General features: G+C 57.7%; 17 protein-coding genes. All 17 read left to right on the top strand.

All coding sequences use genetic code 11. The features are described 5' to 3' along the window. The first annotated feature begins 66 nt into the window (after positions 1-66). The 17 genes from ndk (at position 67) to AC2YJX_RS11310 (ending at position 16,790) form a co-directional block, all read left to right on the top strand. Positions 67-492, top strand: coding sequence for a nucleoside-diphosphate kinase (gene ndk / locus AC2YJX_RS11390; protein ID WP_008905954.1), 426 nt, complete (start codon positions 67-69; stop codon positions 490-492). Between the two features lie 87 nt (positions 493-579). Continuing rightward, positions 580-1,701, top strand: a complete 1,122-nt coding sequence (gene rlmN, locus AC2YJX_RS11385) for a dual-specificity RNA methyltransferase RlmN (RefSeq protein ID WP_121505919.1) — start codon at positions 580-582, stop codon at positions 1,699-1,701. Between the two features lie 36 nt (positions 1,702-1,737). After that, positions 1,738-2,571, top strand: a complete 834-nt coding sequence (gene pilW, locus AC2YJX_RS11380; protein ID WP_228899687.1) for a type IV pilus biogenesis/stability protein PilW — start codon at positions 1,738-1,740, stop codon at positions 2,569-2,571. Between the two features lie 64 nt (positions 2,572-2,635). Continuing rightward, positions 2,636-3,475: a RodZ domain-containing protein gene (locus tag AC2YJX_RS11375; RefSeq protein ID WP_487256109.1), complete on the top strand. Its 840-nt coding sequence runs from the start codon at positions 2,636-2,638 to the stop codon at positions 3,473-3,475. A gap of 20 nt (positions 3,476-3,495) precedes the next feature. Further along, complete coding sequence (ispG, locus tag AC2YJX_RS11370; protein WP_487256355.1) at positions 3,496-4,758, top strand: flavodoxin-dependent (E)-4-hydroxy-3-methylbut-2-enyl-diphosphate synthase; 1,263 nt, start codon at positions 3,496-3,498, stop codon at positions 4,756-4,758. A 155-nt stretch (positions 4,759-4,913) separates the two neighbouring features. After that, a complete protein-coding gene (gene hisS, locus AC2YJX_RS11365) occupies positions 4,914-6,179 on the top strand; it encodes a histidine--tRNA ligase (protein WP_487256354.1) in 1,266 nt (421 codons plus the stop codon). A 14-nt stretch (positions 6,180-6,193) separates the two neighbouring features. Further along, positions 6,194-6,880, top strand: coding sequence for a YfgM family protein (locus AC2YJX_RS11360; protein ID WP_055398657.1), 687 nt, complete (start codon positions 6,194-6,196; stop codon positions 6,878-6,880). Between the two features lie 2 nt (positions 6,881-6,882). Continuing rightward, a complete protein-coding gene (gene bamB, locus AC2YJX_RS11355) occupies positions 6,883-8,049 on the top strand; it encodes an outer membrane protein assembly factor BamB (RefSeq protein WP_487256108.1) in 1,167 nt (388 codons plus the stop codon). Between the two features lie 13 nt (positions 8,050-8,062). Next, the gene (gene der / locus AC2YJX_RS11350; protein WP_228899703.1) at positions 8,063-9,406 is read left to right on the top strand and encodes a ribosome biogenesis GTPase Der; all 1,344 of its coding nucleotides are present in this window, start codon (positions 8,063-8,065) and stop codon (positions 9,404-9,406) included. 106 nt (positions 9,407-9,512) lie between these two features. Further along, entirely contained in the window at positions 9,513-9,767 is a 255-nt protein-coding gene (hfq, locus tag AC2YJX_RS11345; protein ID WP_010464175.1) for an RNA chaperone Hfq, read from the top strand. 69 nt (positions 9,768-9,836) lie between these two features. Next, the gene (gene hflX, locus AC2YJX_RS11340; protein ID WP_487256107.1) at positions 9,837-11,003 is read left to right on the top strand and encodes a GTPase HflX; all 1,167 of its coding nucleotides are present in this window, start codon (positions 9,837-9,839) and stop codon (positions 11,001-11,003) included. A gap of 54 nt (positions 11,004-11,057) precedes the next feature. Beyond that, positions 11,058-12,434: an FtsH protease activity modulator HflK gene (gene hflK / locus AC2YJX_RS11335; RefSeq protein ID WP_487256106.1), complete on the top strand. Its 1,377-nt coding sequence runs from the start codon at positions 11,058-11,060 to the stop codon at positions 12,432-12,434. Positions 12,435-12,443: 9 nt separating this feature from the next. Beyond that, the gene (hflC, locus tag AC2YJX_RS11330; protein WP_055398652.1) at positions 12,444-13,352 is read left to right on the top strand and encodes a protease modulator HflC; all 909 of its coding nucleotides are present in this window, start codon (positions 12,444-12,446) and stop codon (positions 13,350-13,352) included. A gap of 30 nt (positions 13,353-13,382) precedes the next feature. Next, positions 13,383-13,565: a DUF2065 domain-containing protein gene (locus tag AC2YJX_RS11325; RefSeq protein WP_218301789.1), complete on the top strand. Its 183-nt coding sequence runs from the start codon at positions 13,383-13,385 to the stop codon at positions 13,563-13,565. 90 nt (positions 13,566-13,655) lie between these two features. Next, positions 13,656-14,804 carry an ATP phosphoribosyltransferase regulatory subunit gene (locus tag AC2YJX_RS11320; protein ID WP_487256105.1) on the top strand — a complete coding sequence of 383 codons (1,149 nt, stop codon included), beginning with the start codon at positions 13,656-13,658 and terminating at the stop codon, positions 14,802-14,804. Positions 14,805-14,831: 27 nt separating this feature from the next. Beyond that, positions 14,832-16,208: an adenylosuccinate synthase gene (locus AC2YJX_RS11315; protein WP_487256104.1), complete on the top strand. Its 1,377-nt coding sequence runs from the start codon at positions 14,832-14,834 to the stop codon at positions 16,206-16,208. 57 nt (positions 16,209-16,265) lie between these two features. Next, on the top strand, positions 16,266-16,790 hold the full coding sequence (locus AC2YJX_RS11310) for a phosphoribosyltransferase (RefSeq protein WP_121420591.1): 525 nt from the start codon (positions 16,266-16,268) through the stop codon (positions 16,788-16,790). The last annotated feature ends 69 nt before the right edge of the window (positions 16,791-16,859 follow it).

Genomic DNA, 16,859 nt, shown 5'->3' with positions numbered 1-16,859 from the left:
GGTTAGAATCGAGGGCTTTGTCCGGTGGACAAACGAATCACAGCAACATCAATTCAGGAAATCAATATGGCAATCGAACGCACTCTCTCCATCATCAAGCCCGACGCAGTGGCAAAGAACGTCATCGGTCAGATCTATGCACGCTTCGAAGCGGCTGGTCTCAAGGTCGTGGCTGCACGTATGGCTCACCTGTCGCGCCTGGAGGCCGAGCAGTTCTACGCCGTGCACAAAGAGCGTCCTTTCTTCAAGGATCTGGTGGATTTCATGATCTCCGGTCCTGTGATGATCCAGGCCCTGGAAGGTGAAAACGCGATTCTGAAAAACCGCGAACTCATGGGCGCCACGGACCCCAAGAAGGCAGAAGCTGGCACCATCCGCGCCGACTTCGCGGACAGCATCGATGCCAATGCAGTGCATGGCTCCGACGCTGCGGAAACTGCCCAGGCAGAAGTGGCTTTCTTCTTCCCTGGTCTGAACATTTACTCGCGCTGATATGGGTGTCCCCATGCCTGTTCCCGCACACGTGGGATACCTGCGCCATGGGGACGACTGCGTTCGGCCCACCCCGGGGAGGGCGCAGTGACCACCAATCTTTTAGAATTTGATCTCGACGGTCTGGCGGCTTTCTGCCAGCAGTTGGGTGAAAAGCGGTTTCGCGCCACGCAGTTGTTTCGCTGGATTCATCAGCGCGGCGCCAGTGACTTTGACGCCATGAGTGATCTGGCAAAGGCCTTGCGCGACAAGCTCAAGGGCTGTGCTCGCGTCGAGGCCTTGCCCGTCATCTCCGAACATGTCTCCTCAGACGGCACGGTCAAGTGGCTGTTTGACGTGGGGGATGGCAATGCGGTCGAGGCGGTTTTTATTCCCGAAGATGATCGCGGAACCCTGTGTATATCCTCGCAGGCTGGCTGCGCCGTGGGTTGCCGCTTCTGTTCCACGGGGCACCAGGGCTTCAGCAGAAATCTCACCACAGGGGAGATCGTTGCACAGCTTTGGTTTGCTGAACATTCCCTGCGCCAGCGCCTCCAATCCGAGGACCGCGTCATTTCGAATGTGGTGATGATGGGAATGGGAGAGCCGCTGCAGAACTACTCGGCCCTCGTTCCGGCCTTGCGCGTCATGTTGGACGACCATGGGTATGGTTTGTCACGCAGGCGGGTCACCGTTTCAACGTCGGGCGTGGTTCCGATGATGGACCGCTTGTCCGTGGATTGTCCTGTGGCTCTCGCGGTGTCTCTGCATGCGCCGAATGACCCCTTGCGCGACAACTTGGTGCCGCTGAACCGCAAGTACCCTATTGAGGAATTGCTGGCTGCCTGCAATCGATATCTGGCGCATGCGCCGCGCGACTTCATTACGTTTGAATACTGCATGCTCGATGGTGTCAATGACCAGGTTGAGCACGCACGGCAACTGATCGAACTCGTCAAGCCCGCCCGTGGTGTGGGTGTGCGCTGCAAATTCAACCTGATTCCTTTCAATCCGTTTCCCGCGTCAGGGCTGTTGCGTTCGCCACAAAATCAGGTGCTGGCTTTCGCCAAAGTCTTGAGCGAAGCGGGTATCGTCACGACCGTGCGCAAGACCCGCGGAGATGACATCGACGCTGCTTGTGGTCAGCTCGCAGGCGATGTCAAGGACCGCACAAGGGCTGCCGAGCGCATGGCAAAGCAGCGGACAATCGTGCTCAAACCGGTGACTTGATCAACAAGCAATCGGCATACTTCAAGGAGGCTCTACATGGTGAGATTGGTTGGACGCTGGCAGCAATGGGGCCGCTGGACGCTCACGGCATGTGGCGTGGTGGCCTGCGTGGCTGCGCTTCAAGGGTGTGCAACCAATAGTGGCATGCAGACCGCCGACGCCAACGCGGGAATGATCACCCCGTCTGATGAGCCAGAGACGCGGCGCCGCGCCCGTATCCGTCTGGAGCTTGCTTCCAACTATTTTGAGAATGGTCAGACGGCCGTGGCGCTCGATGAAGTCAAGCAGGCGCTTGCAGCTGATCCCACCTACGCCGATGCATTCAATCTTCGTGGCCTCATCTACATGAGGTTGAGCGATTTTGCCCAGGCGGACGACAGTTTTCGCCGAGCATTGGCGCTGCGGGGCGGAGATCCCAATCTGCTGCACAACTACGGTTGGTTGTTGTGCCAGCAGCAAAAGTACGCCGAGGCGAATCAGCATTTTGGTCGGGCTCTCGCAAATCCTGCATACACAGCACGCAGCAAGACCTTGATGGCCCAAGGCCTGTGCCAATCAGGCGCTGGCCAGTTTGCGGAGGCCGAGCAGTCGCTGCTGAAAGCTTATGAACTGGATGCGGCAAACCCTGTGGTCGGTTATCACCTCGCGGCACTTTTGTTGCGTCGCAATGAATTGACCCGGTCTCAGTTCTATATCCGGCGGCTCAACAACAGCCAGTACGCCAATTCCGAGTCGTTGTGGCTGGGGATCAAGGTTGAGCGCGCTTTGGGTGATTCCGTGGCCATGAAGCAACTGGCTGACCAGTTGCGCAAGCGTTTCCCGGACTCACGGGAGTTGGGTGCATACGAGCGTGGGGCTTTCAATGAGTGAGGTTTTGGAAAGTGGTGGGGTGACAGCGGGTAGTTTGCTGAGGGAGGCGCGACAAGCGTCTGGTATGCACATCGCTGCCTTGGCTGTGGCACTGAAAGTGCCAGTCAGCAAGCTGGAGGCGCTGGAGGCGGATAACTATGAGGCCTTGCCCGATACAGTGTTTGTGCGTGCGCTTGCCTCCAGCATGTGCAGAACGCTCAAGTTGGACCCAGCCCCCATTCTGTCGCTGTTGCCACAAAGTAAAAGCCCTCGCTTGGCTACAGACAGTGCGGGATTGAACGCTCCGGTGAAAGGCAGTATCGGGAAATCGTCTTCCTCATCGGCTTCCTTTTCCTCCGGGTCTACCTCACGGTCCGTAACGGTGGTGGTTTTGGCGCTGCTGGTGGGGGCACTGATTCTGGTCTTTTTCCCCAGGCAGCAGGACGGTGTAACGAGCTCGCTTGTTGCCCCCGCATCGATCCAACCGCCGGCCAATGTGGTCGAGCAGCAGGCCGCCCCTGCTGTCACGGGTGCGTCGGATGCAATCCCCGCTGCTGCCCAGCGCATCCCCGACGTTTCTCTGCCGTCAGTGGCAGGTCGCACAGACGCGGCTCCCGCCGTTGCGGCTGCCGCTACTAACAACGCTGCGTCAGCCCCAGTGGAGGCGGCAAGCGCTACAACGCCACCGGCCGGGGCATTGGTGCTGCGCGCGCGCAGCGAATCCTGGGTGCAGGTGCGTGATTCCGCAGGCACCGTGGCGTTGCAAAGGAATCTTGCGGCGGGTGAGTCGGTGTCTGTCGCAGGCCAAATGCCGCTGGCCGTGGTGATTGGTCGTGCCGACGTGACAGAGGTATTCGTGCGCGGAAAGCCTTTTGACTTGACGCCTGTGTCCCGTGAGAACGTAGCTCGCTTCGAGGTGAAATAATGGAACGGTTACCTTGTGAGATGGAGCCCATTGCGGTGGCGTCCCCCTTGCCACGACGGTCCCGCCAAGCCAGGATTGTGTGGGGATCGCGCGTGGTGACCGTGGGCGGGGATGCTCCGGTGCGAGTGCAGTCCATGACCAACACAGACACCGTGGATGCCATTGGCACGGCCATTCAGGTCAAGGAACTGGCGCAGGCCGGCTCGGAGTTCGTCCGGATCACGGTGAACACCCCTGAGGCCGCAGCGGCAGTACCCTACATTCGTGAACAATTGGACCGTATGGGAGAAAGCGTCCCCTTGGTGGGGGACTTTCACTACAACGGGCACCGGCTTCTTACGGATTTTCCTGAGTGCGCACAGGCGCTCTCCAAGTACCGCATCAATCCCGGCAACGTAGGCAAGGGCGACAAGAGGGTTCGGCAGTTCGGCCAGATGATCGATGCAGCCATTCGCTGGAACAAAGCCGTGCGTATTGGTGTGAATTGGGGCAGCCTTGACCAGGACTTGCTGGTTGATTTGATGGATGCCAACAGCCGCCGTGCTACTCCTTGGGAAGCACGCCAGGTGATGTACGAGGCGTTGATTACCTCGGCCATTGAATCTGCGCGCCGGGCCGAAGAAATGGGCCTTGATGGCAACCAAATCATCTTGTCCTGCAAAGTCAGCGGTGTGCAGGACCTGATTTCTGTGTACCGTGAACTGGCACGCCGCTGCGACTACCCTTTGCACCTGGGACTCACGGAAGCAGGCATGGGAACCAAAGGCACAGTAGCGTCGGCTGCTGCGTTGTCTGTGTTGCTGCAGGAGGGTATTGGTGACACCATTCGCGTGTCTCTGACGCCACAGCCCGGTGAAGCGCGCACACAGGAGGTGGTGGTGGCCTCCGAAATACTGCAGGCTCTGGGCTTGCGTGTATTTGTTCCCAGTGTCACGGCGTGTCCTGGCTGTGGTCGCACTACCAGCACCACGTTCCAGGACCTCGCCAAGCAGATTGATGATTTTCTGCGTGCCCAGATGCCTGTATGGCGCGTTCGCTATCCTGGCGTCGAAAACTTGCGTGTTGCGGTGATGGGATGCATTGTCAATGGGCCTGGTGAGAGCAAGCACGCGGACATCGGCATCAGCCTGCCTGGTACGGGGGAGGCGCCAGCAGCCCCTGTGTTCATTGATGGCGAGAAGGCGATGACGCTGCGGGGTGACAACATCGCCCATGAATTCCACCAAATTGTCGAGCAGTACATCGAAAAGCGTTTTGGCGCCGCCGCTGTGACTTTGTCCTGAGCGTTGCTCGCCTTACCCTGATTGATACTAAGCCGCTATCTTGAGATGGTGGGTGATGTCCTTCGAATAGTTGCCAGATAGAGAAAAGAACAGTTGTGAGTAACGAAAAAAGCGCTTCGTCGACCAAGCCGGAAAAGCTGGTGGCCGTGAAAGGCATGAACGATATCCTGCCTCCTGAATCCGCCCGATGGGAGTGGCTGGAGTCCAAGGTCCGCACCCTTATGGCTCGATATGCCTATCGCAACATCCGTACGCCGATTGTTGAGCCCACGGCGCTGTTTGTTCGTGGCCTCGGTGAGGTCACGGACATCGTCGAAAAAGAGATGTACTCATTTGAGGATCGTCTCAATGGCGAGCATCTCACTTTGCGTCCCGAAGCGACTGCAGGGGTGGTTCGCGCAGTCGCTGAGCATTCCATGCTGTATGACGGAGGCAAGCGGCTCTACTACATGGGGCCCATGTTCCGCCATGAGCGTCCGCAGCGCGGGCGGTATCGCCAATTTCACCAGATTGGCGCTGAAGCGCTCGGCTTTCCTGGTGCGGAGGTCGATGCGGAGTTGATTCTTCTGGCCCACTCGCTGTGGCGCGAACTGGGGTTGCAGAACGTGCGCCTGGAACTGAACAGCCTGGGTGAACCGCATGAACGCAAGGCGCATCGAGCGGCGCTGATTTCGTACCTGGAACAGCATGTCGAGGTGCTGGATGAGGAGGCGCGTCGGCGTTTGCATAGCAATCCGTTGCGCATTCTGGATACCAAGAACCCCGCTATGCAGGCCGTGGTGGAGGCTGCGCCTCGATTGATTGATTTTCTGGGGCCAAAGTCGCTCGCGCACTTTGATGCTGTGAAGTCCATTCTGAGCGCCAACGGTGTGGCCTGGGCCGTGAACCCCCGGCTGGTTCGGGGCATGGACTACTACAACCTTACGGTCTTTGAGTTTGTCACTGATCAGCTGGGGTCGCAGGGCACCATTTGCGGTGGTGGTCGCTACGACTACCTGATAGAGCAGATCGGTGGCAAGGCGGCCCCGGCGGTGGGTTGGGCGCTGGGGGTTGAGCGTGTGCTTGAACTGCTCAAGGAGCAGACCAGCACGGTCCCAGCCCTTGTACCTGATGTCTATGCCGTGATTCCCTCTGCGGCGGCGCTGCCCGTGGCTGTGATCACCATTGAGCGCCTGCGGCAGTTGGGCCTCAGTGTGCAGATGCATGCCGCGCCTGCTGGGGGCGAGGGTATGGGCAGCATGAAATCCCAATTCAAGAAGGCAGATGGGAGTGGCGCGCAGCACGCGCTGGTCTTTGGGGAGGATGAGCTGTCCCGGGGGATGGTTGTCGTCAAGTCATTGCGCGATGGTGTGGGTGCACAGGCTGACCATCCGCTAGATTCCCTGGCCGATTGGGCCTCCAACCTACAATCCAACCGCTAAACAGAACACATTCCATGGCAAATCACCTTGATCTCGAAGAACAAGAGCAGCTTGATCAGCTCAAGCATTTCTGGAACACCTGGGGCACCCTCATCAGCTCCGTGCTGATTTTGGTGGCAGGCTCCTTGGTCGCCTGGAACGGATACCAGTATTGGCAGAACCGGCAGGCAAGTCAGGCCGCAGCGCTCTACGATGCTGTAGACGTGGCTGCCCGAGCGGGTGACCAGGCGCGCATGGCTCAGGCGTTTGCCGACCTCAAGGCTAAGTATGCGGGCACTACCCAGGCCAGTCAGGCGGGGCTTGCATTGGCCAAGACCATGGTTGAGGCAGGCAATGCTGATGGCGCCAAGGAGGCGCTTGCCTGGGTGGCTGCTCAGTCGGGAGATGATGGTCTCAAGGCCTTGGCCAAGGTTCGCTTGGCCAGCGTGCTGATGGATCAAAAAAACTACGACGACGCACTCAAGCAGTTGTCTGGAAGCGCTCCTTTGGAGTTTGAAGCGGTCTTTGCAGATCGAAAGGGAGACATTTATCTGCTGCAGGATAAGCGTGCGGAAGCTATTGCGGAGTATGCCAAGGCCTATAAGTCCTTCGAAGAGGGGGTGGAGTACCGTCGTCTTGTGGAGGTAAAGCTCGGTGCTCTGGGTGTTTCTCCACAAGGTGTTGCAGTAGCTGCAGCCGGATCCATTGATGGGGTGAAATAGCCATGGCATTCATTTGTGAAGACGGCGCAAAGGGCAGGGTGTTCGGCCTGCGGTGCATTTCTTCAGCGGTCCTGGTTGTCACATTGGCTGGATGCTCGCTGTGGAGCAGCGGGAACTCCAAGCCGATGCCGGCAGATCTGGGGGCCAATGTTGCGGTGCTGGGTGTGCGGCAGGCTTGGACTGCGCGCATTGGCAGCGTTGCTGGATTGCCGCTTGATGTCCATTCCGCAGGCAATGTGGTGACTGTTGCCTCCTCCGACGGGGTTGTGGCGGCCATCGACGCCCGAACCGGTGGCGACGTCTGGCGTGTAGCGCTTTCAGAGCCTTTGTCTGCGGGGGTGGGTAGCGACGGAAAATCGGCTGCGGTTGTTTCCCGCAGCAACACCTTGATCGTTCTGGATGCTGGCCGCGAGCGGTGGCGCCAATCATTGGCTGCTCAAGTATTCACCCCCCCTCTCGTTGCGGGTGGACGCGTATTTGTGCTTTCAGCCGATCGTTCTTTGGCGGCATTTGATGCGGTGTCGGGCCGCAAACTCTGGAGTCAGCAGCGCCCCGGTGAGCCTCTGGTTTTGCGCCAGGCGGGCGTTTTGCTGGCTGTTGGAGACACCTTGGTTGCGGGGTTTTCCGGCCGTGTCGTAGGTCTGAATCCAGACAATGGCAGCGTTCGTTGGGAGGCTCCTTTGGCGAGTGCGCGGGGGACCAATGATGTTGAGAGACTGGTTGAGTTGGTTGGGCGTACCAGCAGAGTAGGTGATTCCATCTGTGCACGTGCCTTCCAGACGGCTGTGGGTTGTGTCAATGCTGCCAGAGGCGCAGTGACCTGGGCGCAACCCGCCAGTGGTGCCGATGGCGTGCATGGAGACGGGGAGGCCCTGTTCGGTGCTGAGGGCAATGGCACGGTCATGGCGTGGCGTCGCAGCGATGGTTCGCGTCTGTGGGCCACCGACAGGCTCAAACACCGCAAACTGACGGCGCCCTTGTTGTTGGGCCGCTCCGTCGTAGTCGGGGACGACACAGGCCTCGTTCACCTGCTATCCCGCACGGATGGTTCTCCGCTCAACCGCATCGCCACGGACGGATCTGGCATCGCCGCAGCACCCGCTGTGGTCGCAGATACGTTGGTGGTGGTTACTCGCAATGGTGGTGTCTACGGATTCCGTCCAGATTGATGGATTTTATTTAATGAAGCCAGTTATCGCCCTCGTGGGGCGTCCGAATGTCGGCAAGTCCACGCTCTTCAACCGCCTGACCAAGTCCCGCGACGCCATTGTTGCGGACTTTGCAGGGCTTACGCGTGACCGGCATTACGGCAATGGCAAGCAGGGCAAGCACGAGTACATCGTTATCGATACCGGCGGTTTTGAGCCTGATGCATCGAGCGGAATTTACAAGGAAATGGCCAAGCAGACGCAGCAGGCCGTTGCCGAAGCTGATGTGGTCATTTTTGTAGTGGATGCGCGCGCCGGTGTATCTGCGCAAGACCATGACATCGCGAATTACTTGCGCCGCCTTGGTAAACCTTGTGTACTTGTTGCTAACAAGGCCGAAGGGATGCTGGAAGGCGTGCAACTCGCCGAGTTCTATGAGCTGGGTCTGGGCGAGGTTTACCCTGTGTCTGCTGCCCATGGGCAGGGTATCCGAAGCCTGGTGGAGATTGCGCTGGAGCCGCTTCAGCTTCCTGACCCTGACGACTCTGATGTTGAATCTGACAAAGGCATCATCAAACTTGCTGTGGCAGGTCGGCCGAATGTTGGCAAATCGACGCTGATCAACACCTGGCTCGGCGAAGAGCGTCTGGTTGCGTTTGATATGCCGGGAACGACCCGTGATGCGATCACGGTACCCTTCGAACGCAATGGGCAGCGCTTTGAATTGGTGGATACGGCGGGATTGCGCCGCAAGGGAAAAGTTTTCGAGGCGATAGAGAAATTCTCGGTCGTCAAGACGCTCCAAGCCATTGAATCGGCCAATGTGGTGCTGCTGTTGCTCGACGCTACCCAGGGTGTCACTGATCAGGATGCGCACATTGCGGGGTACATCTTGGAGAGCGGGAGAGCCGTGGTTGTTGCGGTTAACAAGTGGGATGCCGTTGATGACTACCAGCGTCAGTTGCTGGAGCGGTCTATCGAGACCCGGCTCGCATTTCTGAAATTTGCGTCCTTGCATTTCATTTCTGCAAAAAAACGGCAGGGTTTGGGGCCGGTATGGGCATCGATTGCTCAAGCCCACAAGGCGGCGACCTGCAAGATGTCAACTCCAGTATTGACGCGCCTGTTGCTAGAAGCTGTCCAATTTCAGAGCCCGAAACGCGCCGGCATGTTCAGGCCAAAGATGCGATATGCCCATCAGGGGGGCATGAATCCCCCGGTGATCATCATCCATGGTAATTCGTTGGAACACGTCACAGATGCCTACAAGCGCTTTCTGGAGGGCCGCTTCCGCAAGGAATTCGACTTGGTGGGTACACCGCTCCGGATAGAGATGAAGACATCGCACAACCCTTTCGCTGATAAAGAGGAAGCCTAAGTCAAAGGCTGGATTCCCAAAGGGCCATGCATCCTGAGGCAGGGTTGTGCTCCGTGCTGTGGTAAGGTGCTGGTTTACAACAACATTTTTGAACACGGAGAATATCGTGAGCAACAAAGGCCAGCTTTTGCAAGACCCCTTCCTCAACGCTTTGCGTCGGGAGCATGTTCCTGTTTCCATCTATCTCGTGAACGGAATCAAACTGCAGGGGCAGATCGAATCGTTTGATCAGTACGTGGTGTTGCTGCGCAATACAGTCACCCAGATGGTCTACAAGCATGCCATTTCCACTATCGTGCCGGGCCGCGCGGTCAACTTCTCTACTGCCGACACCTCTGATGCAGATAGCAACAACGCTTAAGTTGTTGTTTGTGTTGCCGTTTTCGCGTCTTGCCCTGATCGGGCGAGGGGGCAATCTACTTTGCAATCGATGACCGCTTCGTCGGGAGATGGCACCCCGGTGCTTCTGGTTGGGGTTGATTTTGGTCTTCCTCACTTCGACGCCGATCTCGAAGAATTGGGATTGCTTGCCCAGACAGCTGGTATGAAGCCTGTCGCCCGCTTGACGTGCAAACGCAAGGCGCCGGATGCGGCCTTGTTTATTGGTAGTGGCAAGGCGGATGAAATCCGTACGTTGGCACAAATGCATGGCGCGGCGGAAGTCTTGTTCGATCAGTCTCTCAGTCCGGCGCAGCAGCGAAACCTCGAGCGTCACCTTGAGCTTCCAGTCAATGACCGAACGTTGTTGATCTTGGAAATCTTCGCGCAACGTGCCCGCAGCCACGAGGGCAAACTCCAGGTGGAGTTGGCAAGATTGCAGTATCTCAGCACCCGCCTTGTGCGCCGCTGGTCGCATCTCGAGCGCCAGACAGGGGGCATTGGTGCGCGCGGCGGCCCGGGTGAAAAACAGATTGAACTGGATCGTCGGATGATTGGCGACGCCGTCAAGCGCACGCGTGAGCGCCTCGTGAAGGTCAAGCGCCAGCGGACCACCCAGAGAAGGCAGCGTGAGCGACGCGATACGTTCAATATTTCATTGGTGGGGTACACCAACGCTGGTAAGTCCACGCTCTTTAATGCGCTGGTGAAGGCTCGCGCCTACGCTGCAGACCAATTGTTTGCAACACTGGACACCACAACACGGCAACTCTATTTGGGCGATGCTGGGCGATCGGTATCCCTCTCGGATACCGTAGGGTTCATTCGGGACCTTCCCCATGGCTTGGTGGATGCATTCCAGGCAACGTTGCAAGAGGCCATTGATGCGGACCTTCTGCTTCACGTGGTCGATGCTTCCAATCCGGGCTTTCCTGAACAAATGGATCAGGTTCAAAAGGTCTTGAACGAGATTGGTGCAGCTGACATCCCCCAGATACTTGTGTTCAACAAGTTGGATTCTCTACCGGCTGAGCAGCGCCCCCCGCTTCTTGAAGACCAGTACGACGTGGATGGGCATGTCTTCCCGCGCTTGTTTGTGAGTGCTCGTTCTGGTGAGGGGTTGGATGCCCTGCGCCATGCGCTCTCGCTAAGGGTACTTGCCGCTCAAAAATGCATGACCCCTGATGCCGCCATTGAATTGCCAGGGGCCGCGCCCTGATTGGGCACAATGCCAGCATTACCAATGCCATCCAGAGAACCAGAGACTTTGCGCATGAATTTTCAAAATCGCACCCTACGCTGGGCTTCGCTGCCAGAACGTATTCGGGGCATGTTCAATTTGAATGACCCTCGGTGGGGGCGCGGCGACGATAACAAGGCAGACGACGGTGCACGTCCGGAGGAGCGTCCTGCTACGCCTCCTCCTGCTGGCAATCGGGGCGGCGATCAGCGCCCTAGCAATGGACAGCCGCCCGACCTTGATGAGCTTTGGCGCGACCTCAACAAGAAGCTCGGAGGTTTTTTTGGCTCCAAGAACGGCGGTGGCCGTGGTCCGGGCAACGGTGGTAGTTCGGGGGGGGGCTTCCAGCCAGATATGAAGAGCGCTGGTGTGGGCGTGGGGCTGATCGCTGGGATCGTCTTTGTGATCTGGATGGGAACAGGATTTTTTATTGTTCAGGAAGGTCAGCAGGCGGTCATTACCCAGTTCGGCAAGTACAAAAGCACCGTGGGTGCTGGTTTTAACTGGCGTTTGCCGTACCCCATCGAGCGCCACGAACTGGTTTTTGTCACCCAGATTCGGTCTGCCGATGTGGGGCGAGACAGCATCATCAAGAGCACCGGTCTGCGTGAGTCGGCCATGCTCACGGAAGATGAAAATATCGTCGAGATCAAGTTTGCGGTCCAGTACCGCTTGAGTGACGCCCGCGCTTGGCTGTTTGAAAGCAAGAACCCTTCGGATGCGGTGGTTCAAGCTGCGGAGACGGCAGTTCGGGAGGTGGTCGGGAAGATGCGCATGGATACGGCATTGGCCGAAGAGCGGGATCAGATCGCTCCCCGTGTCCGCACACTCATGCAAACCATCTTGGATCGCTACAAGGTAGGTGTCGAGGTGGTGGGTATCAATTTGCAGCAAGGTGGTGTCCGTCCACCTGAGCAGGTGCAGGCCTCCTTTGACGATGTCCTCAAAGCGGGGCAGGAGCGTGAGCGGGCCAAGAATGAAGCCCAAGCCTATGCCAACGATGTGATTCCGCGTGCAGTGGGGTCCGCATCGCGCTTGAACGAAGAAGCTGCAGCCTACAAGGCCCGGATTGTTGCCCAGGCACAAGGTGATGCTCAGCGGTTTTCTTCGATTCTGGCAGAGTATCAGAAGGCTCCACAGGTGACCCGCGACCGCATGTATCTGGAGGCGATGCAGCAGATTTATGGCAACGTAACCAAGGTGCTGGTTGAATCACGGCAGGGTTCCAACCTGTTGTATTTGCCACTGGACAAGATCATGCAAAGCGTCGCTAGCGGAGGGGGGGCATCGGATGCTCCCGCTGCAAATACTACGGCCCCCGTTGCAGTGCCTGCAGCCCCTTCGACCACTTTTTCGAATGACCCCCGCACGCGTGACAGCAGTCGCACACGCGATCGTGAATCTCGCTAGGAGCAACTCGTGAACAGAGTCGGATTTATTGCATCTACCCTCTTGGTGGTGCTGGCCCTGATGAGCTCCATGCTTTTTGTGGTGGACCAGCGCCAGTTTGGTGTGCTTTACGCATTGGGGCAGATCAAGGAAGTGATCACAGAGCCAGGCTTGAATTTCAAGCTGCCCCCGCCTTTTCAAAACGTGTCGTACATCGACAAACGCCTTTTGACACTGGATAGCAGTGACACGGAGCCCATGTTGACTGCGGAGAAGCAACGGGTGGTCATCGACTGGTATGTGCGGTGGCGCATCTCCGAGCCAACGGAGTACATCCGCAACGTTGGACTGGATGAGAGTGCCGGAGCGATGCAACTCAATCGCGTGGTGCGCAATGCGTTCCAGGAGGAAATCAACAAGCGCACCGTCAAGGAGCTTCTTTCCCTGAAGCGGGAAGCACTGATGGCGGATGTGAAGCGTGAAGTGCTGGAGACCGTTCGTGGCGCCAAGCCGTGGGGTGTGGATGTTGTCGATGTTCGCATTACCCGCGTCGATTACGTGGAGGCGATTACGGAATCGGTGTATCGGCGCATGGAGGCCGAGCGCAAACGCGTGGCCAATGAACTCCGTTCTACGGGTGCGGCGGAAGGTGAAAAAATTCGTGCTGATGCAGACCGCCAGCGTGAGATCACTATTGCCAATGCCTACAGGGATGCTCAGAAGATCAAAGGCGAAGGTGACGCCGAAGCCGCGCGCATTTATGCCGAGGCGTTTGGGCGGGACCCGCAGTTTGCGCAGTTCTACCGGAGCTTGGAAGCCTACAAATCCAGCTTCAACAAGAAGAGCGATGTAATGGTTCTGGACCCCTCGTCATCAGAGTTTTTCAAGACATTCCGAGGTGGAAACTCTGCGGCTATGCCTGCAGCACCCCGGAAGTAGTCCCCTGCTGATTTTCGACATCCTGCCGCTGTGGATTCGGAAAGCCTTTGGGCAGCGCTCGCCTTGGTGCTGGTGATTGAGGGACTGCTGCCATTTCTTTCGCCTCAGAGTTGGCGACGTGCAGTCGCTCAGATTGCGCTGCTGCAGGATGGCCAGATTCGGTTTTTCGGTTTGCTGGCAATCGTTGCTGGCGTGTTGATGCTCTGGTTCTGAACGGCGCCAGAGCCGGTAGCGGGTGGAGTCTCTCTGGGCTCTTCGCCGCTCCCGGTAGAATCACGGTTTTAACAGCCTCCCCTTTTTTCCATGTCTGCTTGGGTCCTTCCGGATCACATTGCCGATGTCTTGCCGTCCGAAGCACGGCACATCGAAGAATTGCGTCGCGGGCTGCTTGATACAGCCCGCTGCTACGGCTATGAGCTGGTCATGCCCCCGTTGCTCGAGCATCTTGAATCCCTGCTGACAGGTACGGGAGAGGCCCTCGATCTCCAGACCTTCAAGCTCGTGGACCAGCTCTCAGGGCGATCCATGGGGCTTCGAGCGGACACTACCCCCCAGGTCGCTCGAATTGACGCGCATTTGCTCAATCGCAAGGGCGTGACTCGCCTCTGCTATTGCGGGCCAGTGTTGCATACCCGGCCTGATCGTCCGCATGCCACCCGCGAGCCGCTCCAGTTCGGCGCAGAAATCTTCGGACATGCTGGGCTGGAAGCTGATCTTGAGGCGTTGCAGCTCGCCCGGGAATGCTTGCGCATGGCCAATGTGCCCAGCACCACGATTGATCTGGCGGATGTGCGCATCGTGCGCAATCTTCTGGCGGGCGTGTCCGTGAATGCCCAGGTGTTGAGCGGTATCCATGCGGCACTGGCAGCCAAGGACGCGGCTGAACTCGCGGCATTGACCCGAGATTTCCCTTTGGAGTCGCGCGAGGGTTTGTTGGCGTTGCTTCAGCTCTATGGTGACCAGGGTGTGTTGATTGAGGCTCAAAAAGCCTTCCAGCGCTTTCCTGGCATATCTCAAGTGCTATCAAATTTGAATTGGCTGGCATCCCGCCTTGAGGGGGCTGCTGTCACTTTTGATCTGGCCGATCTGCGTGGCTATGCCTACTACAGCGGCGCACGTTTTGCGATCTATGCCCCGGGCGCAAGCGATGCGCTCGTTCGAGGTGGCCGCTATGACGAGGTGGGGGCTGTGTTCGGCCGCAATCGTCCCGCAGCGGGGTTTAGTCTGGATATCAAGCAGGTAGTGGGCGTGGTCTCTCCACGGGCATTGAAAGCTGCTATCCGTGCTCCCTGGGGAGAGTCGGATGAAGTGAATGCAGCCATCGCGGAACTCCGCACGTCTGGTGAGACGGTGGTTTGTGTTTTGCCTGGGCATGAGAGCGAAGTGGACGAGTTCCACTGTGATCGGGAACTGGTGCAGATTGCGGGCCGCTGGGTCGTGCAGGCTGTTTAAGCAATTGACAATTGAATTGGGTTTGAGATGAAAGCAACCAAAGGTCGCAACGTAGTAGTGGTCGGAACCCAGTGGGGTGACGAAGGCAAAGGCAAGCTGGTTGATTGGCTGACCGAAAGTGCACAAGGTGTCGTCCGTTTTCAAGGTGGGCACAACGCGGGCCACACACTGGTCATCAATGGCGTCAAGACGGCGCTGCATCTGATCCCTAGTGGCATCATGCGCCCAGGCGTCAAGTGCTACATCGGCAATGGTGTTGTCTTGTCGGCAGCCAAGCTGTTTGAGGAAATCGAAGGCCTTGAAAAAGCAGGCGTCGAAGTGCGTTCACGCTTGCGAATTAGCGAAGCTTGCCCGCTGATTCTTCCGTTCCATGCAGCCATTGATGTGGCGCGTGAAGCTGCTCGTGAACAGGGTGGAACGGAAAAAATCGGAACTACTGGTCGCGGTATTGGCCCCGCGTATGAAGACAAGATTGCCCGTCGTGCCCTGCGGGTGCAAGACTTGAAGTACCCCGAGCGGTTTGCTGCCAAGCTTCGTGAATTGCTGGATCTGCATAACCATATCCTTACGACCTATCTGCGCTCGGGCGCCTTCGCGTTTGGTGATGCACTCAAGCCTTATATCGAGGACGGCAAGGTTCAGTTCGATGTGGTTTATGCAGAAGCGATGCGGCACGCAGAGTTGCTCAAGCCCATGATGGCTGATGTATCGCGCGAGCTCAATGACGCCCATCGAGATGGTGCCAATCTTCTGTTTGAGGGCGCACAAGGTACGCTACTCGATGTGGATCATGGGACCTACCCTTATGTCACATCGAGTAATTGTGTAGCCGGGAACGCAGCGGCCGGCTCGGGCGTCGGTCCCGGCATGTTGCATTACATACTCGGTATTACCAAAGCGTATTGCACCCGCGTTGGCGGCGGCCCTTTCCCGACGGAGCTGGACTGGGAAGTGCCTGGTACGCCTGGGTATCACATGAGTACGGTGGGCGCTGAGAAGGGTGTGACCACGGGGCGTAGTCGTCGATGCGGTTGGTTCGATGCTGCGCTGCTCAAGCGGAGCGCTCAGGTCAATGGCCTCTCCGGTTTGTGTATCACCAAACTGGATGTTCTGGACGGGCTGGAAGAACTATTGCTCTGCACCGGGTATGAGCTCGACGGTGAACACATCGATCTTCTACCCATGGGCGCGGAAGATATCGCACGCTGCAAGCCTATCTATGAGACATTGCCAGGCTGGAGTGAGTCCACCGTTGGCGTGACGGACTACGTCAAATTGCCACAGAGCGCTCGCCGTTATTTGGAGCGTATTGAACAGGTTACGGGTGTGCCTATCGATATGATCTCCACGAGCCCCGACCGTGATCACACCATCATGATGCGTCACCCTTATGTCGCTGGTTGATGATTTGCAATTTCCCGTGACTTCCGCACCCACAGCTATCTATCCAGGAGCGACCGCATGTTGACCGAAGACGGCAAACACCTTTACGTCAGCTATGACGAGTACCACAGTCTTATTGAGAAGCTGGCGCTCAAGGTGCACCAATCGGGCTGGGCGTTCGACACGATCCTGTGCCTTGCCCGGGGAGGGTTGCGTCCTGGCGATATTTTGAGCCGCATCTTTGACAAGCCCTTGGCCATCATGTCCACAAGTTCTTACCGTGCCGAGGCTGGAACGGTGCAGGGGCATCTGGATATCGCGCGGTTCATCACGACGCCCAAGGGTGAGATCGCAGGCAAGGTGCTACTGGTGGATGACCTTGCGGACTCGGGTCACACCTTGCATGCGGTGATCAACATGTTGAAGACCAACTATGCACCCATCACCGAACTGCGCAGCGCTGTCATCTGGACAAAGGGCTTGTCGACGTTCACGCCAGACTATTCAGTGGAATTCCTGCCGACCAACCCCTGGATCCATCAACCGTTTGAGGGTTACGATAGCTTGAGTCCCGAGAAGCTGTTGGAAAAGTGGCGAGTGTGAAAGCCGGGCTATCGGTCTTTCGAGGGGAGTGTAAAGATTTCTCTCGAAAATTCTTCTTGCCCTCCAAAC

It is taken from the genome of Acidovorax sp. SRI_002 (assembly GCF_057586455.1).
Note: the sequence above shows the minus strand (reverse complement) of the source record. Positions and strands in the feature narration are given on the sequence as shown.

Coding starts and splice junctions, on each gene's coding strand:
- hflX (WP_487256107.1), top strand. CDS start 9,837: ATGACCGCTTCGTCGGGAGATGGCACCCCGGTGCTTCTGGTTGGGGTT.
- AC2YJX_RS11375 (WP_487256109.1), top strand. CDS start 2,636: ATGCACATCGCTGCCTTGGCTGTGGCACTGAAAGTGCCAGTCAGCAAG.
- ispG (WP_487256355.1), top strand. CDS start 3,496: ATGGAGCCCATTGCGGTGGCGTCCCCCTTGCCACGACGGTCCCGCCAA.
- hisS (WP_487256354.1), top strand. CDS start 4,914: ATGAACGATATCCTGCCTCCTGAATCCGCCCGATGGGAGTGGCTGGAG.
- AC2YJX_RS11315 (WP_487256104.1), top strand. CDS start 14,832: ATGAAAGCAACCAAAGGTCGCAACGTAGTAGTGGTCGGAACCCAGTGG.
- ndk (WP_008905954.1), top strand. CDS start 67: ATGGCAATCGAACGCACTCTCTCCATCATCAAGCCCGACGCAGTGGCA.
- AC2YJX_RS11310 (WP_121420591.1), top strand. CDS start 16,266: ATGTTGACCGAAGACGGCAAACACCTTTACGTCAGCTATGACGAGTAC.
- hflK (WP_487256106.1), top strand. CDS start 11,058: ATGAATTTTCAAAATCGCACCCTACGCTGGGCTTCGCTGCCAGAACGT.
- AC2YJX_RS11360 (WP_055398657.1), top strand. CDS start 6,194: ATGGCAAATCACCTTGATCTCGAAGAACAAGAGCAGCTTGATCAGCTC.
- der (WP_228899703.1), top strand. CDS start 8,063: ATGAAGCCAGTTATCGCCCTCGTGGGGCGTCCGAATGTCGGCAAGTCC.
- pilW (WP_228899687.1), top strand. CDS start 1,738: ATGGTGAGATTGGTTGGACGCTGGCAGCAATGGGGCCGCTGGACGCTC.
- bamB (WP_487256108.1), top strand. CDS start 6,883: ATGGCATTCATTTGTGAAGACGGCGCAAAGGGCAGGGTGTTCGGCCTG.
- AC2YJX_RS11320 (WP_487256105.1), top strand. CDS start 13,656: ATGTCTGCTTGGGTCCTTCCGGATCACATTGCCGATGTCTTGCCGTCC.